At 58.5% G+C, this 23,776-nt stretch carries 15 protein-coding genes and 2 pseudogenes; 7 read left to right on the top strand and 10 right to left on the bottom strand.

Annotation, left to right across the window (positions count from 1 at the left end):
- Positions 1-206 precede the first annotated feature (206 nt).
- Positions 207-2,501: a restriction endonuclease gene (locus QA645_RS40830; RefSeq protein ID WP_283046639.1), complete on the bottom strand. Its 2,295-nt coding sequence runs from the start codon at positions 2,499-2,501 to the stop codon at positions 207-209.
- A gap of 279 nt (positions 2,502-2,780) precedes the next feature.
- On the opposite strand from QA645_RS40830, the gene QA645_RS40825 reads away from it, so the two are divergent.
- Together QA645_RS40825 and QA645_RS40820 are read left to right on the top strand one after the other, a co-directional pair.
- Entirely contained in the window at positions 2,781-4,727 is a 1,947-nt protein-coding gene (locus QA645_RS40825; RefSeq protein ID WP_283046638.1) for an AAA family ATPase, read from the top strand.
- The gene (locus QA645_RS40820) at positions 4,724-6,385 is read left to right on the top strand and encodes an ATP-dependent helicase (protein ID WP_283046636.1); all 1,662 of its coding nucleotides are present in this window, start codon (positions 4,724-4,726) and stop codon (positions 6,383-6,385) included. The genes QA645_RS40825 and QA645_RS40820 overlap by 4 nt, the downstream gene beginning before the upstream one ends.
- 39 nt (positions 6,386-6,424) lie before the next feature.
- On the opposite strand, the gene QA645_RS40815 is transcribed toward QA645_RS40820, so the two are convergent.
- From QA645_RS40815 to QA645_RS40795, 5 genes are all read right to left on the bottom strand, one after another.
- Positions 6,425-9,730 (bottom strand): UvrD-helicase domain-containing protein, encoded by a 3,306-nt coding sequence (locus QA645_RS40815; protein ID WP_283046634.1) that lies wholly within the window; start codon positions 9,728-9,730, stop codon positions 6,425-6,427.
- Positions 9,727-11,877, bottom strand: coding sequence for a PD-(D/E)XK nuclease family protein (locus QA645_RS40810; RefSeq protein WP_283046632.1), 2,151 nt, complete (start codon positions 11,875-11,877; stop codon positions 9,727-9,729). The genes QA645_RS40815 and QA645_RS40810 overlap by 4 nt, the downstream gene beginning before the upstream one ends.
- Positions 11,878-12,794: 917 nt before the next feature.
- Positions 12,795-13,115: a hypothetical protein gene (locus QA645_RS40805; protein WP_283046630.1), complete on the bottom strand. Its 321-nt coding sequence runs from the start codon at positions 13,113-13,115 to the stop codon at positions 12,795-12,797.
- A complete protein-coding gene (locus tag QA645_RS40800) occupies positions 13,093-13,227 on the bottom strand; it encodes a hypothetical protein (RefSeq protein ID WP_283046628.1) in 135 nt (44 codons plus the stop codon). The genes QA645_RS40805 and QA645_RS40800 overlap by 23 nt, the downstream gene beginning before the upstream one ends.
- Positions 13,224-13,823 (bottom strand): nucleotidyltransferase domain-containing protein, encoded by a 600-nt coding sequence (locus tag QA645_RS40795; protein WP_248889801.1) that lies wholly within the window; start codon positions 13,821-13,823, stop codon positions 13,224-13,226. The genes QA645_RS40800 and QA645_RS40795 overlap by 4 nt, the downstream gene beginning before the upstream one ends.
- Before the next feature lie 820 nt (positions 13,824-14,643).
- Here QA645_RS40795 and QA645_RS40790 point away from each other — a divergent pair.
- The 5 genes and pseudogenes from QA645_RS40790 to QA645_RS40770 all read left to right on the top strand — a co-directional run.
- A pseudogene (locus QA645_RS40790) lies at positions 14,644-15,117 on the top strand (malate synthase G); the annotation flags it as partial.
- 17 nt (positions 15,118-15,134) lie between these two features.
- Positions 15,135-15,410, top strand: coding sequence for a metal-sensing transcriptional repressor (locus QA645_RS40785; protein ID WP_283046625.1), 276 nt, complete (start codon positions 15,135-15,137; stop codon positions 15,408-15,410).
- Between the two features lie 39 nt (positions 15,411-15,449).
- Positions 15,450-16,700: a hypothetical protein gene (locus QA645_RS40780; RefSeq protein ID WP_283046624.1), complete on the top strand. Its 1,251-nt coding sequence runs from the start codon at positions 15,450-15,452 to the stop codon at positions 16,698-16,700.
- A gap of 586 nt (positions 16,701-17,286) precedes the next feature.
- Positions 17,287-17,772 carry a cupredoxin family protein gene (locus QA645_RS40775; protein WP_283046623.1) on the top strand — a complete coding sequence of 162 codons (486 nt, stop codon included), beginning with the start codon at positions 17,287-17,289 and terminating at the stop codon, positions 17,770-17,772.
- 30 nt (positions 17,773-17,802) lie between these two features.
- Positions 17,803-18,099, top strand: a complete 297-nt coding sequence (locus QA645_RS40770; protein ID WP_349253198.1) for a copper-binding protein — start codon at positions 17,803-17,805, stop codon at positions 18,097-18,099.
- Positions 18,100-18,360: 261 nt separating this feature from the next.
- On the opposite strand, the gene QA645_RS40765 is transcribed toward QA645_RS40770, so the two are convergent.
- The 4 genes and pseudogenes from QA645_RS40765 to QA645_RS40750 form a co-directional block, all read right to left on the bottom strand.
- The gene (locus tag QA645_RS40765; protein WP_283046622.1) at positions 18,361-19,392 is read right to left on the bottom strand and encodes a hypothetical protein; all 1,032 of its coding nucleotides are present in this window, start codon (positions 19,390-19,392) and stop codon (positions 18,361-18,363) included.
- Positions 19,389-20,699: a CHAT domain-containing protein gene (locus QA645_RS40760; RefSeq protein WP_283046620.1), complete on the bottom strand. Its 1,311-nt coding sequence runs from the start codon at positions 20,697-20,699 to the stop codon at positions 19,389-19,391. The genes QA645_RS40765 and QA645_RS40760 overlap by 4 nt, the downstream gene beginning before the upstream one ends.
- 398 nt (positions 20,700-21,097) lie before the next feature.
- Positions 21,098-23,158: pseudogene (locus tag QA645_RS40755) on the bottom strand (M3 family metallopeptidase); the annotation flags it as partial.
- 394 nt (positions 23,159-23,552) lie between these two features.
- Positions 23,553-23,759 (bottom strand): hypothetical protein, encoded by a 207-nt coding sequence (locus QA645_RS40750; protein ID WP_038976012.1) that lies wholly within the window; start codon positions 23,757-23,759, stop codon positions 23,553-23,555.
- Between the last annotated feature and the right edge of the window lie 17 nt (positions 23,760-23,776).

Below are 23,776 nucleotides of genomic sequence, written 5' to 3'. Positions count from 1 at the left end.
CTTTTCCCCACTTCGGCGGTCAATTTTCCGCCGTGGCAAGGATTAGATTGCCGACGCAGCTTGCGGCGCAAAAGCGATGACCATTGATTGCCGGAGATGCCGCCTGACTTGTGGGGCGTTATTCGAGTCCTTGATGGACGCGCGTGTTCAGCCTGGGCGCTGACGGCGATTCGGCCCGCGTTTTTTGAATGCGCCGGGCCGGTCCATCACTTGAGACCGTGGACCAGCGGTGCAAACAAATTGGCCAGATCCCTGTCATCAAAGCTCTCACGCTCCGGCGTCGGCATCGATGATCGTGACGGAGAAGGCGCGGTTTCGGCCTTCAAACCGATTTCCGCAATGCGTTCGTGTACCACGCTGATCGCCCTCTTCAGCTCGTCGTCCGGGATCGCGAAACGGCGGCCGAAGCGTTCGATCGTCTTAATATGGTCCCTGAGTTCCGATTCCGCATCGAGACCCTCGACGAACGATTGAACATCCCGAATATGGTCTGCGATTGCGTCCCTGGCGGCGTCGGCTACGCGTGGGCTGAAAGACGTTCGTCTCGCGTCGATCTCATCCCATATGCTCTCCAGGTCGTCCGGCATCATGTGGCCGCCAAGCATTTCGGTCAGACCTTCCTCGAGCCGATTGACCAGCGCAGGCCGATCGTCCAACCCGTAATCGTCCTGCTGGTCGGAAAGTTCGAGCAGCAGCTTGACAAGGCGACGACCGTCTCCCCACGCGTCGAAGTGGCCCACACGTTGCGTTGCCAGGGCGAGCGCAAGCTGCTCGAACTGCGCGTCACCCGAACAGGCGCGCCAGGTCAGCAGAAGCGAGATGCGTTCTGCATCACCTATGTCGTGATATTCCCACGCGTTGGGCGTTGTTTGTGACGGTATCCATCTGGGGAGCTCGTGGAAGCGAGTGGCAAGCGGGAGGAAGCATCGCGCCACTTGGATATGTCGCTGCGGGCTCCAAAGCTTGTCGATGCGAACATAGTCCCACAGACGGCTGGCCCAGTCGGCCTTCTGCGCGGCTGAGGCGAAGTCACATATCAAATCCACGTCGTCAAGACGATCGGAAAGATAGTCGCGAAGGGATGGATTGATGAAGCTAACGCGTCTGTCTCTTATCGCGATGTAACCTCCCTCCAGGATCCGCAAGGATTCCTCGAAGTCACTGGAATCGTGCGGTACCGCATATTTGCTCGAGACGAACTGATGCAGCCCATTGAAGATCACCCGTAGCTCGTCGATCAGGACGCCGTAGTCCAAGCAAAAGAAGAGGCTGTAGAGCAGATGTTGGCATTTTCTCGGGATGTGGGAGCGAAAGGACACGTCCCAAATCCGTTGAGGGTTGTCCAGAGACTTAATGAATTCGGCGGGATAGTCGTCTGCGCCGACAGCTCCCACTTGCACGCCGTCTGTCATCGCTTCGATGATCCGCGGATTGTAGTTCTTGTGGTCAACGATTCTGGGAACCGCCCCTGACGACCATAGGGCGCGGATGTGGTCGAACGAGATATTCGAGACCAACAGGTGATTATACAGGATCCGTGCTTTGATCCGTCGCGTGTAGAGACCGACATCCAGAACGTATTTGACGATATCAAGGCTCTTGTCGGCGAGACGTTCCGAGACCCGCCGCGCCTCATCGAAGATGGGCGCGCGCGTGGTCAGGACGAATCTGGCGTTTGACGACGTGCGAACCCTCTTGAGGAAGCGTGCAAGGTCGGAGTCCTTGGCGGCAAGGGCGCGCGTATCGAGTGCAGCCGTGCCGAGGAAGTCATCGAAGAAAAAATTCTGCCGTTGCGTGTCGTGCAACTTCGCAAATCCATCATCGAGACTTCTGACCACCACATATTCCCAGCCCTCGACGATGTAGGCGAATGAAAGCATTTCGGCGAGCGTTGTCTTGCCGACGCCTGGCGGACCGGAAATGATGACGACGTGCCCGGACTCCAGCTTGTCGCGTGCCTCCCGGAAGCTTGGATTTGGAGCGTAGACGCGGACCTTGTCCTCGATTTCCCCGCGAGACAGTGCCGTGACAACATGGTTTGCGGCATTGACCATTCGATCAAGTACGGCCGCTGACGATAGCCAGAGCTTAATGTTCGCCTGTTCGATGTCCGGATATTTTCGAAGCAGCCCGTTGAGATCCTCCGGGCCGAGGATATCGTCCTCGTTGCGCAGGGCGGGGCCGATCAATTGCGCGAGCTCACCCTTGCCGCCTGGCGTGAAACCGAACGACGTCACGAGGACATAGCGGTCCGGCCCCAGACTATCGATTGCCGACCGCGAGCGTCGCAACGCAGCTTTCAAGTCGGAGAACGATGAGCCAGCATAGTGCTTGGCTTGAAGAATCATCGTCCCGGACGCAGCGCTCGCATTTCGTCCATCAATCCCGCCATCGGGGCCGGGGCAGAACGCCTCAAAGCGACAGCCGAGCTCCCGGCCCACGAGATCGCGGGCCAGGTCTTCGAAATCGAGATAGGAAAGGTTGCGAAAGTCGTAGGCCATTCGCGACTAGAATTTTCCCCGCGCAGCCATGGAATAGTCGTGCCAACAAAGCGTCGAATCAGTGATCTTGGTGATGATTCCGTGCTAGTCGGTCTTAATGCAACCGCTTTCCTGAGGCGGCCGCAAGCTTAATTTCAACGATCGCCGAGAGCCGGTCAATGCTCGCAAGGATTCGGTAGCCAAGCCGCAGCGCACTTCTCGCGCCGATGCCGATGCCGGGGCACGCGTCGCTGTCGTTCGCAAGGCCCGCGGCGGATGCCGGATGTTAGGGGAAAAGATATGAAGCTCGTACGTTTGCGGCTGAGCAATTTCAGGTCGTTCAGCGCGGACCAGACGGAAATAGCTCTGGATGATCTGACGTTCTTGCTTGGCCCGAACGGGGCGGGGAAGACGGCTGTTCTGCAAGCGCTCGCGCGGATGTTCGGCTTCGATCCGGCGCAGCGCAGGGTGCGGAAATCGGATTTCCACGTTCCCCACGATGAGAAAACGGGGCGGGGTCCGGCGCAGCGTGAGCTTTGGATCGAAGCTGATTTTGAATTTCCCGAGCTGGCAGGCGACGAAGGTGATGGCGAGGACGCCCCCGCCGTGCCGGGCAATTTTGCTCATATGCAATTGATTGGGGTGAAGGGACCGGCGCAGGTGCGGTTCCGGCTGTTTGCCAAGATCGACCTTGACGACGATATTGAGGAGAGTTTCACGTTCGTGATCAAAACGGACGACGAGGGGTGTCCCTTGGAAGAGGGAAGGGTGGCGAAACACGACCGCAACGCCATCCAGGTCCATTATCTTCCTGCGCGTCGTGATCCGGCGGAGCACATTTCCTATTCGGCCAACGCGCTTTTGGGACGGGCGCTGCGCGCGGCGAACTGGGCGGGAGAGCGTGACAAGGTTTCGAGCTTGACGTCGGAGATTAGCTCAACCCTTGCAGAAAACGCCGCTATCGAAGGGATGACGACGGCGTTGACGGAACAGTGGGGCAGCTTGCACAGCGGCAACTATCTCGCTGATCCGTCGATCTCGTTCAGCAACAGCGAGCTGGAAAAGCTTCTGCGCCATCTCAGCGTCGGCTTCACTCCGGGACACGGCGAGCAATTCGTCGATTTTTCGCGACTGAGCGATGGACAACAATCAATCCTGTATCTGTCAATCGTGCTTGGGATGCGTGACGTCGGTGCCAAAGTCCACAGCGGGGAATTGGCCGAGGCGTTCGACATCGACAAGCTGAGGCCCGCCATCTTCACGCTGATTGCGATAGAGGAGCCTGAGAACAGCTTGTCGCAACACTATCTCGGGCGCGTCGTCAGGGCTATGGAGCAGTTCGCGACCGGTCGGGACGCTCAGGCGTTGCTTGCGACACATTCGCCCTCGTTGATGCGTCGTGTGCCGCCTGAGAACATCCGGCACATGCGGTTGAACAAGCGCCGCGAAACTGTGGTCAAGCGCATCGAGCTGCCCGAAGATCAAGAAGCGCTCAAGTTCGTTCGCGAGGGCGTTCAGGCGTTTCCGGAGCTCTATTTCTCGCGCTTCGTCATTCTCGGAGAGGGCGATAGCGAGGAAGTGGTGTTGCCGCGGCTGCTCGCCGCCAAGGGAATCCTGGCCGATGACGTGTCGATATCGGTCGTGCCTTTGGGCGGGCGACACGTCAATCATTTTTGGCGTTTGCTGCATGGGCTCGGCATTCCACACGTCACACTCCTGGATCTGGATTTGGCGCGCTATCAGGGAGGTTGGGGCCGAATAAAATATGCGGCAACGCAGCTGCTTGCCTACAGCGACGTTGCCAAAGCCGGTTTCAAGGAGGCCAAGGTCAATTCCATCCCGAAGTGGGACGCGAAGCATGGCCTGATGGTGGACGATGTCGGCTGGTTCGCGCGTCTGGAAGAGCACGGGGTGTTTTATTCATCGCCCCTGGATCTCGATTTTCTCATGTTGATGGCCTACTCGTCGGCATATGACATGGGCGATGACGAGCTGGAGAAGCCTGACGAAGTCGCACTCAAGGCGGTTCTTGGGAAAAAGCGCGATATCGTCGGCAAGCAATACACGGATCAAGAACTCAAATACTTCGATGCTTACAATGCGCGCTTCAAGCTGGGCAGCAAGCCGGCGTGGCACATTCAAGCAATGGCCAGCCTGCACGACCAGGAGCTCCTGGACGACATGCCGGAGATGCTGAAGCGACTGTTCGCGCGCGTTGCCGAGGATCTGGAGGCTTTGCCTGAATGATCGAAGCTGACGCATGGTCGCCTGCAGACAATCTCAAGCTCGAACCGAATGCCTTGCTTGCGGCGAAGGAAATCGAACTAAACCTTGCCCTGACTGCGGGCCCTGGCGCCGGCAAGACCGAGATGCTCGCCCAGAGGGCGGACTTCCTGCTGCGCACCGGTACTTGTCGCTATCCCAAGCGCATCCTTGCAATCTCCTTCAAGGTGGACGCGAGCTATAATCTGAAGGCAAGGGTCAGAAAGCGCTGCGGGTTCGAACTTGCAGCGCGATTCGATAGCCACACGTTTCACGCCTTCGCCAAGCGCATCATCGACCGTTTCCGGTTGGCGCTTACCGGCCGTGACGCCCTCGATCCGGACTACAGCATTGGACCAGCCCGCATCCAAAGGCAGTCGATCACTTTTGGAGACATGGTTCCACTGGCGATCACGATAGCCGAGAAGAGCGAAATTGCCAGAAACGCAATTCGAAAGACCTATAGCCACGTCTTTCTCGACGAATTTCAGGACTGCACAGCAGAGCAGTACAAGCTGATTGAAACCTGTTTCCTCGGTACGCCCGCGCGCCTTGTTGCCGTCGGCGATGCCAAGCAAAAGATCATAGGCTGGGCCGGCGCGGTAGATGGTATCTTTGGGACTTATGCTGAAGACTTCAAGGCAAAGACCCTGAACCTCTACCAGAACTTTCGATCCGCGCCGCGACTTCGGCGCATGCAGAACGCGATGGTCCGCGTCATGGACGCCGCGGCGGCGCTCGAGGACGAGGAACTGGAGGGCGATGAAGGCGAGATTGAAATTCTTCGATTTCAAGATGCCGGTGAAGAGGCCACACACCTCGCCAACGCAATCGGTGACTGGATCGATAGCGAATCTATCGAGCCGGCAGAGATCGCGGTGCTCGTCAGTCGACAGCAAAACCTCTACTGCCGCGAGCTCCGTGCGGCGCTGGCGGAACGAAGCATCCCGTTTCGACAGGAAGATGAAACGCAGGATCTTGCCGCCGAACCGGTCGCGGGCTTGATTGTCGATTTTCTTCAGGTCGTCAGCGGCCGCGCGGCGCCTGCGGCCTACAGGCGGCTTCTCGAGATTGTCGCGAGCGACGCCCGGGATGACGACGAACAGGAACATCGCGCGCGCTCGCGGTGGCATGGTTTCGTCGATGACGCCCGTCAGCGGATCGCCAGCAGCGAGGTCAACCTGGCTGATAAAGGTGAAGTCGGGAAATTGGTGGAAGAGTTAATTGCCGCGGTGGGACGGGATGCCGTGGCCGCGCTTTCAGCAGATTATGCGCAAGGCGATCGACTAAACCAGCGAATTGCAGAAACCGCAAAATACATATCGGAGCAATTGCAGGGCGGAGTCGATCTGTCGGCTGCACTCTCATCGTTTTCAGCAGAGCGCGCGGTCAGGATCATGTCGATACACAAGAGCAAGGGACTGGAGTTCGAACGTGTTATCGTCCTGGGCGTAGAAGAGGAGACATTCTGGGGGGATATCGAGGCAGAGCGGTCGGCGTATTTCGTGGCAATTTCCCGAGCCAAGAAAAGGCTCTCTCTCACCGTCTGCGAATATCGCGAGAGGCCAAAGGGAGCGAAGCGTTGGGACGAGGAGCGGACGGCTCATGCCGAGTTCCTTGGCTATGCAGAGGCCTACTCCTGATCCCAGCGCTGAAGTGAGGGGTAGATATCTCTTCGTATGTCAGGCGTTGGCGCTCGCATCACGCTGCACCCATCGAACGTCCCCCGACGTCATGTAGACGACTGCACCCCTTTCGGCGCCAATCAATTCGAGATACTCGAGCAGTTGGCTCGCATATGCCTCATGGTCCCTACTCGAGGGGGCAACATCGCTCTTCCAATCGAATGCAGCGACAGGCTTTTCAGCTTCGAACGCGATGGCGTCGGCTCGTGCGGACACAAGAATCGTATCGGATCGCACACCATAGAGCGGAATTTCTGCGCTCATCTTTACGATATAGGGCTGCAACGGTTTAAGCAAAAATGTGCGCATTGCAGTCGACGCCATTTCGTTCGGATCAGGAGGGAGCGTATCGACGGTGATGGCCTCTTGCGTCAGGCGCGCGGCCCGCTCGGCCAGATCCGCAAGGTCAGGAGCAGCCAATCCAGTAAGCAATTCCTCCATCAATTTATGGAGGACAATCCCGCGTAGCGCGCCGGCACCGATGATGAAGGTTCCAAGGTCTGCGCTTCCCTCGCTTGCGCCAACGTCAATCGTTGCGCGATCAAGCAACTCCCGATCGATGTCGGCACGACTGGGGCGGCGCCAGGTGATCTTCGGATTCGACTGCTCGATGCGCTCGCGCTCATTGGCAAAGACCGAGGCTGATTGAATGTTCGGGGCGGCGGCAAGTCGCGGTTCCCGACGTTGAGGCGGTGGAGGTTCTATCTCGGCAAGCTCCGATTGACCCAGATCGAAGAACTTGGCCCAGCCAGCGTCGGGTGTCCAGCTGGGTGCGGGAAGGACGAGAAGATCAAGAGCGCGCGTGCAAGCGACGTAAAGCAACCGCTCTCGCTCGTCCGCCGATTCCGCCCGGTCGGCCGCGATCGCTGATCCAAGGGTGCTCGAGATGATGTCTCCAAGCGTCCAATGCACGCTGTTGTCGTCGGAGCGATGGAAGAAATGGTCGTCGCTCTCCGGCATCGTCAAAAAGTTGACCGGGATGACGATCGGCCATTCGAGACCCTTTGCCTTATGGACGGTCACGATGTCGATGCTGCTACCTTGATAGTCGGGCGGAGCTTCGTCGGTCGCCAGTTCCGAGTCCCATTCGGAGCTGAGATCGATAGCGAGTTGCTTGAGGCCGCGGACGTGGTAGCTGCGCGTGCGCTCGAGGAGGACACTGATGTTACCAAGGGCGCGGGCTTGTTGATCGGAACGGCGACCGGCAGTATTCGGAACAATGCGAAGCAGTTCAACGGCTTCCGACAGCAGCGCGTGGGGGGTCGTTCCGCGTCGCTTGCGCCACAGGTCCTGCAGGCCGCTCATCACATGATGCGCGACGGGGTGCTGCACATGTGCCAGATTTGTATGCAGGTTGAGGAAGGTGCTTTCACCTTTCTCTTGCAAGGCATGGGTTATATTGAGAAGCTCCTGCTCGGTGATGCCAACGAGGGGGCCACGGAGAACCGCTCCGAGAGCGAGGGTATCGCGGCTGTCGGCTAATGCACGCACGAGAGCGACGAAATCCTGGGTTTCTTGCCGCCGATAAAGATTCTTTCCCGCCTGAGAAGCGACCGGCAGGCCCTTGTCCTCGAGCGCTCGTTCGTATCGCCAGAGCTGCGTCCGCCGAGGGACCAAAAGCGCGATGTCGCCCGGCTCGGCGCGCGCGATCTCGCCGCTAGAGCGGCGTACCCACACATTGCCGACCAGGCTGGCGCAAAGATCGGCAACGGCTTTCGCTTCGAGGTCGCGGATCGGATTTACGAAGCTGTCCGCGGGAACGTCATAGGTCAGTTTTGCGATACTCTGAATCCGGCCTGGATCCTCGACGACGGTCGATTTGAGTGAAGCATAGCCACCTTGCTGCCTTGCCAGCCGGTCCTCGAAGGTCCGATCAACGTGCTTGAGGATGCTCTCCCCGGAACGGAAATTGGCCGTGATTTGGAGCACATTGCCCGGATATTGGGTTTCTATGGCCGAGCGTGCCCGCAGGTACGATTTGAGATCGGCACGGCGAAAGCGGTAAATCGCCTGTTTGGGATCTCCGACTATGAAAAGCGCTCCGGGTCGAAGTTTGCGAGTGTCCCACGAGTCCGAGGTGCCTGGTTCGCCAGCGATGAGAAAGAGTATTTCTGACTGCAGAGGGTCGGTGTCTTGATATTCATCAATGAGAATGTGCTGGTAACGCGCGGCGACGGCTGCGCGTACCTTCTCATTCGAGCGCAGCAGATTGCGGGTTCGAATAAGGATATCGTCGAAATCGAGGACCGCGGCATTGCGCTTGAACGCCTCGAAGGCATCGATAAGCGTGTCTGTCTCGCCGAAGAAGCGGGCCAAGAGCGTGTCGGCAATCGCTCCCAGCGAATCGGCAAAGAGAGCGGCGCACCGCTCATAGTGCTGTTGGCATTCCGCCGAGAGCCGGCCAGCGTCGGCTTTGCCTGCGGACCGGTTCCATTGATTGATGCGGCTCTTGTAGCGGGCGAGTGTGTGCCCTCCACGGGGGAGCAGGGCAGCACTCTGGGGATGCACGAGCGTCCACAGCTGCGAAAAGTCGAGCGCGCCTGAGGATGCCGGCTCGAGCACATTGACCAGAGCTTCAAGTGAACCCACGTCCTCAACAGCGTCATTCGGCGCGGCCACGCGAGCGATCCAACGCCGAAAGTCGCCAACGGCATCCATGAGATCATGGATGGTGTCGGCATAACGCGGCGGAGCCAAGGGGCGAGCTTCGGGATAGGAGCGGCGAAACTTGGCCAGTGAGTTGAGGGTTTTCACGGCCAGTGTCGGATCGTGAGCCGCCATGACGACGATGGGGTCGTTTGGCTGTGCATCATAACCGAGCCGCTCGTTGAGCCAGGTGTCGAATATGGAGGTGAAAGCGAGGTCAGTCTGGTCCGCGTCCATGACGACCGCGCCCGGGTCAATTTCGGCCTCGATCGCATAGCTTTGGAGAACGTCGAGACAGAAGCTGTGGATCGTCGACGCCGTGATTTCACCAAGCCGCGGTCGCGAGCTCAAGAGCGCCTCGGCTTGCTCCTCGCTCAGAGGGCGTCGGCGAAACGCTGGCTCCAAGTCCTTGGGAATAGCGCCATTAACGAGCATGCCCGCGAATTTGTCGACGCGCGCGCGAAGCTCCGCCGCAGCGCGCTCCGTAAAAGTGATCGCGGCGATGCTCGGGGGACTGCGACCGGCAGCAAGTAGCATCGCGACCCGCCCCGCAAGCAACGAAGTCTTGCCCGTGCCGGCCGACGCCTCGATCAGAAGCGTTGCGCCAAGATCGGTGAGTGCGCGGCCGCGCTCCCTGTCATCAGCGGTCGACTTCACTTCGTCCCCCAATAGGCAGTGAGTTCCCTGCCGGCTGCTTCACGAATGGCGCTGCTTTTGCGATCGACATAGGTGCTCGTTGCTGGAAGGGCGATCTTGCCGAAGCGGTCGGGCATTGCCGCCACGCCTGGATAGACGATGCCAGCTTCAAGGGTGCTACGCGCCAGCACCACCCAGGCCGTAACCAGATCGACGAACCCGTCCGGGTTCTTGAGCGTTGAGGCGATGATCGGGGGACGAAGAAAGATCAGACGGGCTATCAGAGGCTTTGTGTCTGGCAGCAATTGACGGCACGCCAGGGAATAGAGCACGCGCTGCAGCTCGGCACCGCCGTCGACGTTCATAAGGTTGGGCGCCTTTGGCTTCTGACCAGTCTTGTAGTCAGTGACCCGCACAGCCGCAGCGGCCGCCCTCAGATCGAGCCGATCTATCGTTCCGCGAATGCGAATGTCCGTACCTGGCAGGATGACGGGTCGGGATGGGTCCCATGGGAGGGAAGCTGGCGGATCTGCCTGGCGAACCTCGCCGCCGAAAGGTACTTCAGTCCATGAGCGCGTTCCGGCCTCCGAAAAGTTTTCGAAGGTCAAGCCAGCCAAGCTCATTTCGGCCGCCTGCCTCACTGTATTGGTCCAAAGGACCGGCGGTGGCACGTTTGTGGCCAAAGGCCAGCTCTCCGTCACGTGAGCGGATGCGATCGCGAGAGCCTCCTCGATTTCGTGCCTGGCAGCCACGGTGAACCCGGGCTGGGGTTCGAGTTGATCGACGGCGCGGCGGAGGAGTTCGTGAACCAGCCGGCCCATGTCATCCGCTGGCAGCACAAGCGCACGTTCTTTGTGGATCAAATCACGCCAACCCAGGGCGTAATACCAGACGTAAGCGAGGGGATCGCGGAGCAGTCGGGACAGTGACGTGGGCGATTGAGGTCTGGATAATAGCGTCAACAGCAAGGGATGATCTCGCCGCACCAGTCCGTCGTGAGGCGTGAGGGTTCGCGAGTCCCAATTGGACCAGGCGGCCATTCCTGAGCAAATAACCTGATCCGCGCGTCTATCCTGCGGCCGAGCAAGGAGGCGGTCGGCTTCAGTCAGCGCATGATGAGACTGCCGGTCGCGGGAAAGGATGTCGACATCCCCGGCCAAGTCCATCAAGGCGCTCGGGCCAACGCGCTTGCCTTCGCTGGTGAGCCTGCCGGTGGAAAGAACGACCTCTTCGGCGGAGGCCAGAACGATGGCGAGGCTCCGGCGATCGGCTGCCTCCAATGGATCCGGGTCGACCAATGCGGTCGGGATCACGTAACTGGGGAGTATCGGATCCAGTCCGCTCGTCCGGGGCCATCCACCCGTCGTCAGGCCCATAAGCCATACGAAGCGGCGCGGTGCTGCCGCAAGCTGATCGACCGTGCACCAGGTGACGGAATTCGCAGGATCCCGTTCTTCGGCGACACGCAAGCTCTGAAGCGAGAACATCAGTGCTGAAGCCGGTGCCGACCGTAATGCTTCATCCCAAAGCCAGCGCGAGCGGCCGCGGAGCAGGAGACTGCCCGCCTGTTCGGCGGCATTTGGGCCGTTTCCGATCAGCTTGAGGAGGGGCATCAGGATCGATGCGATTGCAGGATGAGGTGCGAGGGCTCGCTCCCAATCGGAAGCAGTCGAGAGGGCGGCTTCGCTAGACACAGGCAAGACATCGGGAAGGTCGTCCAGCGCCGTTCCCTGGTTGGCAACCAGAGCAATGAGGCGTCGCACGCGGGCCTGACTTAAGCCGCCCTGCAGCACATCAGCAAGAGCCGCACACCGTTGCCCGTCCCGTGTCGCAAGTGCCGGTCGGCCGTGCATGAAACACACGGGTAAGCCAGAGGCGGCAGCAAACGAGAGCACATAGTCATCCCAAGAACTTGGCGCCGTCGCGGCGATTGCGATGTCGGATGCGTGGGCGCAACCGGAAGCGAGGACTTCTCGGGCCCATCGCATGGCCTCGAGGGCCTCATGTCGCGGATCGGCGCAACTCACGGCGCGCCGTCTTCCATCTCCAGCGGCGGCCCGCCGCTGTGTCCCGTTGAACCAGTCAGAATCGCAATGGGCGGGCGCCTCCCACTCAATCGGAATGACACCAAGCAGGTCATTGATCAGAGGACGCCAAATGGGATCCATGGCGTGCATGCCCTCGATGCGGAGCGATCCGACCACGCGAGGGGCGTCGCCAATCCTGGTGCGGGCTAGATCACACAGATCGGATGGGAGACGTTCTCCGGCTTGCAGGTGACGCCGCACGGAATCTTCAATCCGTGCCAGATCTCGGATGCGAGGATGTTGCGCATTCGGGCCCGACCGCAGGTTGAACCCCGAACGCCAAACATTCTGCAAACTTCGAAGTAGGGCACGGGTTATTCCGGGAAGTCCAGCGATGGGTGCCATGTCCTCGAGCAGGTGGGACTCGCCCAGAGCGGCGCGAATGCCATTCTCAATGCTATCGCGCGATGCTGGCCGCAGCAGCCCGCCGGCAAGGCGCGCTGCCAGCAAGGAGGGCGTCATAATCTGAAGGCCGAGTTCTCGGCCACGGGCCGCCGCTGCGCGCCGCATCGCGAAAGCAAGACGCCCCTGGACGAGGACGCTGTGGAGAATGTGACCCATGGTCATGTCAGTCGTCGATACTCAGCTTGAGCGACTTCATCTTTGCATTTCTAGCCGTGCATCAGAAACGAGAGCATGGATATGCAGCTTCGAGCCAAGTCGTCGAGCGTTAGCTTTCAGAAACAGCTCGGCCCATCCTCGACAAGACGAGCATCCTATGACGCTTGCGAATCGACTCTAGGAAGGCGAAGCGGATATCTTCTGTAGATCTTGAGCGCTCCCATGTTTATCCACCTCGCTTGCGCCGCCGGCGCAGAGCTTGCTCAAGCAACAGTGACAATTTCGGCTGTCTCGATGTCGTGAGCGGGGCTCTGACTCTTGCAAGCATCATGACCAGCGCGAACGTCCCATGGTCCCGGTATATATCAGGCAGCAAGCAAGCTCATGAAGGAAGGGGCGCGTCGCCCGCTTTGCTCGCGGCGGCGTAAGGTCGCTATCTAGGGCCCCTTCTTTGCCTCCGGGGGCGGTGCGAGTTTGGCGACATTCGCTTCCAGCGTTTTCGTGCAACGGATCAGTTCGGCCAACAGCTCCCCGTCGATTTCGGTGCGGCCTTCATACTCCGCCAGATTTCGCTCGTTATGTGCCCGGATGAAAATTTGTATGTCGGCCTTGTCCGTGCCGACAGTGTGGACCAGCGTCTGAAACACAGTGATGCGGTCCTCAGAACGATAGCCCTCCCGGCGGAGCGTGGCTGCAGCCAGTCGATGCGCGGCGCCGTAGGCTAGGTCAAACTGGCTATAAGTCTTCGTTTTGCGCATCGCGCAGCCGTGTCTTTGCCGCGCTCAGCATGCCATCGTATTCAGATCGCGATGGTGGCTCGTCCTTGAGTTTCTCGATCTTTACGAGATTGTCGAGCTCGGGTTTGCTCATGTTTGAAGGGCTCTTTCCGATCCCACGATGAAAACTTTTGGTTGCGTGCTGATTCGTTGAACGAAGGAGTCGTTGCGAGAGACTTTGCGCTGCCAGTCTTGGCGCCTGAGAAAGAGCGGATTCACCTTGCGATGTAGCTTGCTCTCGGCGCCCTGCAACGCCGTGTACAGATCACTGTAATCGAGATCGTCGCCGATCACCATCAGATCAATGTCGCTCGCCGCCGTGTCCGAGCCTTTCGCGACTGAACCGAATACAAACGCCGCTTGTATCTTGTCGGCGTCAGGTCGCAGCGCTTCTGCCAATGGTCCCGCCAATCCCACCGTTTTCAACACGAGGCTCTTCAGTTCGCCGAAGACTGGAGAATCGGGATTGGCTCGATAATGTTTTTGATTTCCGATCCATTGAACCGTGACGAGGCCGCTATCCTGCAGTCGGCGCAGCTCACGTTCGACCGCACCCGTTCCGGAGTCGACGGTGCGAACGATCTCTGAAGTGTAGAAGCTTCGGTCGGGCTGGCCGAAGATGAGTCCGAGCACGCGCTGCTGCACGTTCGAAAACAACGCGTCCGAGAGGTTCGTTGGAGTACCTGTCATTCCCATATTGGGGAGGATGCAACCCAATATGGGTTCTGTCAAGAAATCTTAAAAACCGCGCTATATCAATAGTTTGGTCTCAGGCGAGCGGCTGCATGCAGCTCTGCCGAAGAAGACGCGGGCGCGAACGCGTAAGCTGGCACACGACGGTCTTGCCGCTCAGAGTTGTCGTCGAGTTCGCTTATCTCGTGCAGCGAGATGCGCGGCAAACGGCTCTTTTGATCCTGCGCCGCACTTCGGTCTCCGGAAACGTCAGCCTCTGAAAGAAGCTCAAAGTCCTGCCGCTCTTGTCGGCGAGAGCGTAGGCGGCTTCACCCATTCCCCCTCGATCCGCCTTGCTCCATCTTGATGGCGACGTTGAGGTCGCCGAGATCATCAATTTCGGTGAGATAGGAGCCGAACACGCGCACCTCCGTGACATAGTGGAGGATCTCGCCATCGTTGTTGATCTCTTGCGCGCCGCAGCCTGGTTACCTTCCGCTGCACGACCAATTTAAACCGCGCTCGAGACCAAGAACAAGGATTGGATCGACTTCTCCTTCGCCAAAGGTGGTGAGCCGTCAACGAGAGACATTTCGAAGAACGAAATGACCTGTGACTACAACTAACGACTACCTTCAAAGTGTTCTAAGTCTTATTCGCCCTGCGCTTTTCGCCAATGCATCCGAAGGTTGCTAATGCGCTAAGACGTTGGTTTCTCTGAATTATTGGCCGGAGCCAGTCAAATGCAGAGAGCGCGGATCGGCTGCCCATGGTTCGACAAATCTGACCATTTGCGCGTTGCTGGGCTGTGCCGATTGATGCCGTGGAGTTATTGGCGAACGACATCCTCACCATTCCGGTGTCGAAGTCGAACTGGGCGCCCGACGACGTCAAGCAGGAGATCGACAACAACTGCCAGGGCATCCTGGGCTACGTCGTGCGCTGGATCGACCAGGGCGTCGGCTGCTCCAAGGTGCCCGACATCCACGATGTCGGCCTGATGGAAGACCGCGCCACTTTGCGCATCTCCAGCCAGCATCTCGCCAATTGGCTGCACCAGGGCGTCATCACCGAAGCGCAGGTGATGGAATCGCTCAAGCGCATGGCCGTCGTCGTCGACAAACAGAACGCCGGCGATGCGATCTACAAGCCGATGGCACCCACCTTCGACGGTGTCGCCTTCAAGGTCGCCTGCGACCTCGTCTTCAAGAGGCGCGAGCAGCCGAACGGCTACACCGAGTACATCCTCACCGCGCGCCGCCGCGAGGCCAAGGCGGTAAGTCGGCCGAATTCTTGCGTGACGTACTCTTAGGGCTTATATGCGATCTTGTGGAACGTGACGTCAAAGCATCCTACCGAAACCGCTTAAGCCTTATCCAGAGCGAAGTTCGCGTGTTGTCGGAAATGGTGGATAGCGACCATTGCCGCATCGAAATTGTCACTCGCATTTCGGCCGTTAGAGCGGCGCTTCGGCGTGTCGAAGAGAAGCTTCTGCGGGCGAGCTTGGCCCATTGCGCGGAGCGCGCTATCCGCCGTGACAATGGATCCGATCGGCAGCGCAAGCTTGCAGAATTGCTGGAAGTTGTGAGCTGGGCAAGCAAATGAGCTCAGTCGCGCAGACGTGTCATTATTGTGGAGTCTAATATGCCTGATCGACATGTCGATGGGTGCATCTATTGCGGAAACCCAGGCCCATATACGGCCGAGCACGTGGTCTCGGCCGGGCTAGGCGGAGACGACAACACGTGGCTCCTGAAAGACCTCGTCTGCGGTGTCTGTAACACCGACATTTTTTCAAAGCTCGAAACCAAGTTCCTGCGCTCGTCCGGCGCGGCCTGGGCCCGGCTATTTCTTCAGGAGAAGGGCAGGGGATCGGGCAAGAAGGCCTCCAAGCCGGGAGTCGATGCCGATCTGACATATTTTCATGAACCGAGCAGCGGACGTTTACTCGTTGCGCGCTGGGTGACGGGTGGGCAGCCAATCACGTTGCCGCAAATCATCGCAAGATTGCTGGATAACGGCGACTTCGAGCATGCCGTGACAGGTGGGGACACAACGGAAACAACCGAATTCCTGCGCGAACTAGCGGAGTTGCTACAGCTCGATCAGATCGAAATCATCGAAAAGCAGAGCAGCGGAAGCAAGACCATCTTTCTATCGATGCCCGTGACCTGGGACGGACGCTTCTACGTGGCCGGGCAGCAGCAAGCAGTGGCAAAAGTACCAAAGCCTTGCATTTGGTACGAGGAGCGCGTCCGGCCAGCAATGGTCGATCCGAACGCCATACTGCCTTCTGCGATCTTCAAAAGGCCAGAAGGGCAGATCGTATGCCGGGTGCCCGCACCGCGAAGCGTTGCAACCCTGTTGAGCCTCCTGCGACGCTTTCCCAGTGTTTGGCAGCCGTCGGTTCTGCCGGATAAAGTTGAAAAGGTCGACGGTCCCGACATTCATTCCCGATTTTCTTCAGATCCGGAAGCCGATCGCCGGGTTTTGACCAAGATTGGCATCAATCTCTCTGCATTCCTGCTTGGTGAGGCAATAGTTCGACACGCAGCGTTTGATCGAGCTGTTGAATACGCGCGAACAGGTCAAGGCAAAGTCGAGGATACCGTTTCGCGTCTCAGTAAATTGCCAACGCTGGCCGGCCGGGATCTGCATATCTTCGCGCTGCTGCCAGAGACAGTCGGTTCAAGCCGACATTCAATATTGTTCCATGCACAAGTTTATGGCGGCCCCGTAATTTGCCTGCGTCTTGCCGAGTTCGACGAGCCGCTGAAGGATCTCCCAAAGCCGATCGTTGTCTTGGTCGATTACCAGAAACACAAGATCGAAAAGACGACAGAAGAGGCGTACGAGGCGATGGCATCTGGCGCTGCTGGCGAGACGGAGGAGTGACGAGAAAAGGCGCTCCCTGCCATCTGGGATAGTCATCACGGTCATCGGCGGCATCAGTCGCCGGCGCCAACATCAGCAGCACGCGCAGTAGTGACGCGAACGCGTCGCAGGCAATGAGATCATCAACCACTCAATGAAACGTTCATCGAAAGCGCGATGTTGAAGTGATTTGTGACGCTGTGCGAGTTTCGACGCTGACGAAAGTTCCGCCATTCACCGAAAATCGCTGAGTTTAGCGGGACCCGATGCATGCAATCGGTGGTGCTATAACCTATAGCTATTTCGCCGACACCAGCAGCGCTGCAGGAATTATAGCGCGCTCCTTCCAAGCGTAGCAAGCTTGCGAGGCGAATCCGTCTCTTTCAATCATCGTCAATTTCGTACTTGCCTAGCAAGCGTTGGAAGCTTGTACGCTGCGCGGAGCTGGCACTGTCGCTTACGAGGTCGAAGTGCCTTCGGCTCAGGCGCCGCGCAGGGATAGCCCGACGAACGCGCCCAAGAAACACGACATGAAGGAGATGAAGGGCATGAAAGGCATGTAATCCCGGCGCGATCCAACCAATTCGCAAGAACAAGGACTGAAACGATGAAACATATCACGACGGCCGCATTTACGGTCGCAGTATTGACGCTTGCCTTTGCTCTCGCATGGGCAGGTGCCGGATCAGCCAACCACAGCCATGACGATTTATACGCCGCAGTCGAACCCGGCGATTCCACAAAGTCCGTAAGAGTGGTTCAGATCACGATGGGAGAGGCGGACGGGAAGATGTTCTTCACGCCCTCTAAGGTCGACGTGAAGCTGGGCGAGCAGATCAACTTCGCTCTGCGCAATGCTGGCGAACTCGACCATGAATTCGTCCCTGCTTCCACAGCGGACAATCAAAAGCATGCCGAGGCCATGATGAAGCATCCAAACATGGAGCACGACGATCCGAACGCTAAAAAACTGGCGCCCAAAAAGGCCGATGAGATCATTTGGAAGTTCAGCAAAGCGGGTGAATTTGAGTTTGCGTGCTTGATTCCGGGGCACCGGGAGTCCGGCATGGTCGGCACCGTGACCGTCAAGTGATGCCTATCGCAAACAAGCCAGACATTTCTACTGAAGCAAAGGAAGTCAAATGAAGATCGTGAAAGTCGCCAGCGTACTGGTTTCAATTGTGTTCTCTACGGCGCATGGGCACAAAGCGACGCAATTAGCGGCGAGATTAAGAATATCGATGAGGCGGCTGGGAAGGTCACATCGAAGCATGGTCCTGCAAAGAGCCTCGGAATGGACGAGCCGATGACCATGGTCTACCGCGTGAAGCATCCGGCAGTGCTCAAACAGATCAAGGTTGAGTTCGAGGCCGAGAACGGCGATTCTGGCTACACGGTGACCAAGCTTCAGAAGAAGTGACGACGCGCCGGAGGCGGCATGGCCGCCGCCGGCGTGACCATCGACCATTGTCGCCGTCGATGGCGTTACGCTTGCGTAGGCCGCGCGTAAGTTAGGGAAGTGGCTCGTCCCCTGTCACGTCGGCTCTACCGGAAAACAAGGCGGCCCTGACGCGATCCATTACCCTCGGACGTCCGATCCGTAACCGGTGTCCCGTTGCCTCGCCTCAGTCGTGGCCCCGTAGGTCTGGGGTTGAGCGAAAAGTGTCGGATACGCCTTTCATCAGGACGCCGATCTGACCTGTTCGACTAAGCTTGCGATGAGGTGCATAGTTTCGGTGTGCCAAAACTGTGAATGTGATCCCTCGATCCATCCGCCTCCGATAAAATACTCGGACGCGTTCACATTGGTGATGTCTTTATTGAAGGCAGTGGCCGGATATGGTGTATCGATCGAGAGCAAGTTGATTGAGCCGATGCGGTCGCGCGGCTCAATTGCACCGCTGCATCCGATGCCAGGTTCGCCCTCGCTAAGCGAATGCCAAGTGCACAGAGCTCTATCTGACGATGAGTTTGTTAGCACGATGGGTCCACATATGGGCCCCTTCAACAGCGCGTCAAACTCGCTCTCGAATGCCCTGCAGCCGGCAGCCATCTGCAGCACGCAGAGACTGTCTACGTTGAAGGCCGAGCCGGTCTCGCGATGTGCCGCCAGTACTTTCCGTTCTTGTGGTACCGGCGTCGCTGCCGCCTTGATCGCTGCAGCCAGGAACCGGCCACCGAACGAGTGGCCCAGACAATGCACATAGAACCCGTCCTTGGCCTTAAGTAGTTTGCGTTGAGGCGTGCGTTGGTTATCTCGATCGAGATAGCCGAGCAGCGAAGCTAGGAAGAACTCCGCCTCGCCTTGTGTGGTCATACGCTTTGCTCGATCACGGATTTTCTTGTACCCCGAGAGCGTAGGTAGCGAGCTCGAGGGCCAATGAACCGCGACGAATCCAGGCACAACTGTGCCGAGGGCGCGATAGCGGGCCGATTCACGCTGGAACCAATCCTCGAGATTAGCGAATAACCGCTTGGCTGTGGATACCGAGCGCAACTCGTCGTTTTGCCAGCCGTGCACCCAGACAAAGACGTCGGTAACGCCCTTTGGCAATGAGATCGTGCGCTTCAGAAACCTCTCCAACTCATCTGTCTCGACCGATCGGGCCTCGTCGCGATTAGGGTCACCAATCTCGATGAAGCGGCCGGTCTCGTCGAGGTATAGCATCGCGAACTTGGAGAAGTTCGCGCCGTCCAGCGTCAGATCGGTCATGAAGTAACCTTCTCCGCCCAGCGGATATGACAATCAGCTCCTGCATACAGGCTATAGACCAAGCCAAACGGATTGTTGCGTTTCCACATCTGTCGTGTGAGTTCACGCAGAACCATGCCAGCTCGTGGCGGTGGGTCGGTGCGCTGCAAGAATTCCGTGAAAAAGCGGTTGCCGAACTCGCCGGCGAAGACAGCCGGGACTTCAATCTGTGGTCCGACCACACAGGCGGCGCCTTGTTCGAGAAATTGCGATGCAAAGGAGAAATTTTCGCGTACCAATGTGCCGAGCTGACCACCTCGACAGGCGTTGATGAAGATGAGCGGGCCGCTTGGCTCGAACTTCTTCCTGAGCCGACGGAACCGGGCGACGTTTATTTCGCCATCGGCGAGATGCAAGGTGGGAGCGATTTCCGGGGACTTGGAAGTATTCGCCATATCTGCATGGCAAAGGAAGTAAACCACCTGCTGCTCGAACGGCGTTGCAGATAGTCCCTTTTCAAGCCCGAGGATTGTCGTCCATTCGGCGTAAGTCAACATGTTCGTGCTCGACTGAATAAAGTCGCGATGCCGCTTTATGCAGTTGACCTTAAACTCTGTATCAATGCGCTCATGCAGTGCCGCGCCAAAGTCAAGCTTGCCGTCGCGAGCGTTCAATCTGTCGCTGATTGGGTATTTGTTGGGATACTGCTCGACAACGTGTTGGAACCCCCAGAATCCGGATGGCTCGAAATTGCTGCCGTCGGAGGCAAGTTCGCCCTCCGGGTCAGGGTGCGTGTAAATCATTCGCCATGGAATGTGGAAATGCGTGGTACTGACCGTCAGCATGTTGCTCCCTGTCCGCGCGATCTCACGCAGATTGGCCGCAATTCTATCAAGCTTCCCGTCCTCGCTTCGCTCAAAGATGCTGACGAACAGGTCGTTGCCGGCCAGAGCTAACTTCGCACCAAGTGAGCGAAATGCCTCGTCTTCAACTGGCCTATGCCATTCGTTCTCATAAGGGTGATACGGAATCTGCCCCGCGCCGCTAGGGTGGTCACGCGTGGTCTCCAGGTCTTTGAGCGCCTTCTCCCATGCGCTCCGACACTCTTGGACGACATCAAATAGGCTATCATGACTCAGATTGATGATAGCGGGTTCGCTACGGCGATAACTCTTGTTGATCAGATATATTTCGAAGTAGCGGTCCTTCTGCTGGATATCAACCGCGCCGGCCTTCTCAAGAGCCAGTTCATGGTCGTAGCCCCGCGGCAGGCTGAAACCGTCTGAATTGTCTTCCTTCAGCGTGATCGAGAGGGGTGTTTCGGTCATTGCATGGCCGCCGTGCGTTGTCGCTGCACTTCCGCCACCATGACGGTGAAGCTTAGCGACTGGAGCTGTATCATCTGCTTGGCGAGATAGACTCTGACCGTAAACTCGTTACTGCCGGCTCCTCTTGCCGTAATAGAGAAGTCGACTGTTTCAGTGTCGCCGCGCTTTGGAAGCGTGAGTGGTTGCCAGCTTGGGTCAACATCGCAGTCGAGACAGGAGACTGCGACAATGAGATCTACAGACGCCGTCTCGCCCCAGTCCGGTTCAGGAAAATCGACCGAGGCATCTGCGAGATGCCGAGGGATGCCGATGTTGATTGAGACGCGGAAGGGTTCGTCGACCATCGGCCGCGGATTGCTAATCCAAGCATTGAGGTTGCGCTTCCCCTCGCGGCCGAAGAGTCCCCGGCGCCGTAGGAGGGCTTCTGTATCCGGTGAGCGCCCACGGAAAGCCATATATGCCTCTTCCGGATCGACCGAGCCTCCCGACGAGTAGATCTCGTCGTACAGGCGCTTTGCAATCTCGGGATCGAAGATATTGCCAGCCTCTTCGAAGGCGCCAAATGCGTCGGTATCCATCACCTCAGACCACATGTAGCTGTAGTAGCCGGCGGCGTAATGGTTGCTGGCAAAGATGTGGGAAAACTGGGTTGGCCGATATCGCGGCTCGATTTCTGGAGGCATGCCGATCTTCTCGAGCACCTTCCTCTCGAAAGCACGCACGTTCTGCGCGGCTGATGCAGGCCGGCTATGAAATTCGAGGTCGAGCATCGCTGATGAAATGAACTGGAGCGTCGCAAATCCCTGATCGAATGTGCGTGCACCGGCGAACCGCTGGAGCAAGTCGTCCGGGAGCGGCTCGTCGGTCTGGTAGTGCCGAGCGAATCGCCGTAGGACCTCTGGCTGCTCCAGCCAGTGCTCGTATAGTTGCGAGGGAAGTTCGACGAAGTCGGTGAACACCGAGGTGCCTGACAGCGAGGGGTAGGTCACGTTCGAAAGCATTCCCTGCAGGCCGTGGCCGAACTCGTGGAAGAGAGTGCGGGCGTCATCGGGCGACAGTAGCGAGGGCTGGCCGTCCGCGCCCTTGGAAAAATTGCAAACGTTGACGATGAGAGGTGTGACTTCGCCGTCGAGCTTCTGCTGGTCGCGCAGCGACGTCATCCAGGCGCCGGAGCGCTTTGAGGGACGGGCGTAGTAGTCGCCATAAAAAAGCGCCTTGTGCTTGCCGTCGCGATCCCTGACCTCCCAGACCCGGACGTCCGGATGCCACACAGGCACGTCCTTGCGCTCCTCAAAGGTAATGCCGAAGAGACGCGTGGCGCAGTCGAAGGCGGCAGCGAGGATATTGTGATGAGCTAAGTAGGGCTTGATGGCGGCTTCGTCGAAATTGTCGCGGCGGGACCGCAGCTTTTCCGCATAGTATCGCCAATCCCAAGGGGCGAGATCGAAATTGGCCTCCTTCTTGATCAGTGCTTGCATTTCGTTGCGGTCGGCGAGCGCCCGCGCTTGGGCAGGCTTCCAGACCTGCTCAAGGATGGCTTGCACCGCGTCGGGCGTCTTGGCCATGGAGTCCTCGAGCCGGTAGGCCGCGAAGGTGGGATAGCCCAGGAGATTGGCGCTCTCCTCCCGCAGCTTCAGTATCTCGACGATGGTCGCGTTGTTGTCGTTGGCGTTGCCGTTGTCGCCGCGCGCCGTGAAAGCCTTATAGACCTTCTCACGCAGGTCACGGCGGCCCGAACTCTTCAGGAACGGTTCGACCGAGGAGCGCGACAGCGTGACGATAGGTTTTCCAGCCAAGCCACGGTCTTTCGCCGCGGCTGCGGCGGCCGCGATAAAGTTCTCGGGCAGGCCCTGGCGGTCGGCCTCGCCAAGCTCCATGAACCAATTCTGCTCGTCGCCGAGCAGATGATGGCTGAAGGTTGTACAGTGTTGGGCGAGCTGCTCGTTGATCTCGGCCATTCGCGTCTTGGCTTCGTCGGAGAGGCCGGCGCCGGCGCGGTGGAAGCGGGTGTGGATTCGCTCCAGCAGGCGAAGCTGCTCCGGCGAAAGCTTGAGCACGCTGCGGTTCTCGTACAGCTGGGCGATACGGCCAAACAGCACGGCGTTCATCATGATGGGATTCCAGTGCCGCGCCATGCGCAAGGAGACATCCTTGTCGATCTCCAGGATGGCCGGATTGGAATGCGCCGAGGCCAGGTCGTAGAAAACAGCTGCGACCTTGGTCAAAAGCTTACCGGAGCGCTCCAGCGCCGTGATCGTATTGGCGAAATCCGGCGTTGCCGGATCATGGGCAATGGCCGCGATTTCGGCAGAGTGGTCGGCAAAGGCTTGGTCGAAGGCCGGCGGAAACTGCTCCGGCCTGATTTTGTCGAATGGAGGTGCCCCGAAAGGGGTCTGCCATTGCTGTAGCAGCACATTGTCGTTGACATGTGGGGAGCTGTGCTGAGGGGTTTCCGACATCCAAGATCCCAGTCTGGCGACGTGTAGGTCCGCCAGTTTATACCACAATGGGTTTTGTTGCCGATAGCCGAGGATGTGCGCTGGGACCAGTACGCTTACTGATTGAGGTAGCAGGCGGACCTACGGGTCTGCGGTGCACCGTGGTCATACTCGCGCAGGGAAGATCCTCCAAGATTTCTTTGGGATCAGACATGGATGTCGCATTGGTCGAGTAAATCGTTCGATATCACTTGGCCTACGGGCTTTTAGATAGAATCCTCGTGCTAAGCTGGCTATTTGGCTTAGCGCGCAAGTTGGACTAGCACTTGGTGGAGACCCGCTGCGCCGCAGCTAGCGACCGCGCTTATGCGCCGCGAAGGCCGTGCTGAGCTTCGCTGGAGCCCGACCAGGTGGTTCACGAGGTCTTCGACTTCGCGATCGCGGTAGCTACGGCGGCGTCTACGACCGCCAGGTCGCGGTGAACCCTTCCCACTGCCCGCCCTTGAGGCGTTCGAGAAAGTACCGATTCGCTGGACTTTTCTCCCTCCAGCGTCCCGCTATAGACGCCAAGGGCCAGGAGAATGTCGAGCGGTTGAATTTTCGCCAGGTCGATGACAAACATAGTGTCCTTCCCTCGCT

Source organism: Bradyrhizobium sp. CIAT3101, from assembly GCF_029714945.1.
Classification (GTDB): Bacteria; Pseudomonadota; Alphaproteobacteria; order Rhizobiales; family Xanthobacteraceae; genus Bradyrhizobium.
Note: the sequence above shows the minus strand (reverse complement) of the source record. Positions and strands in the feature narration are given on the sequence as shown.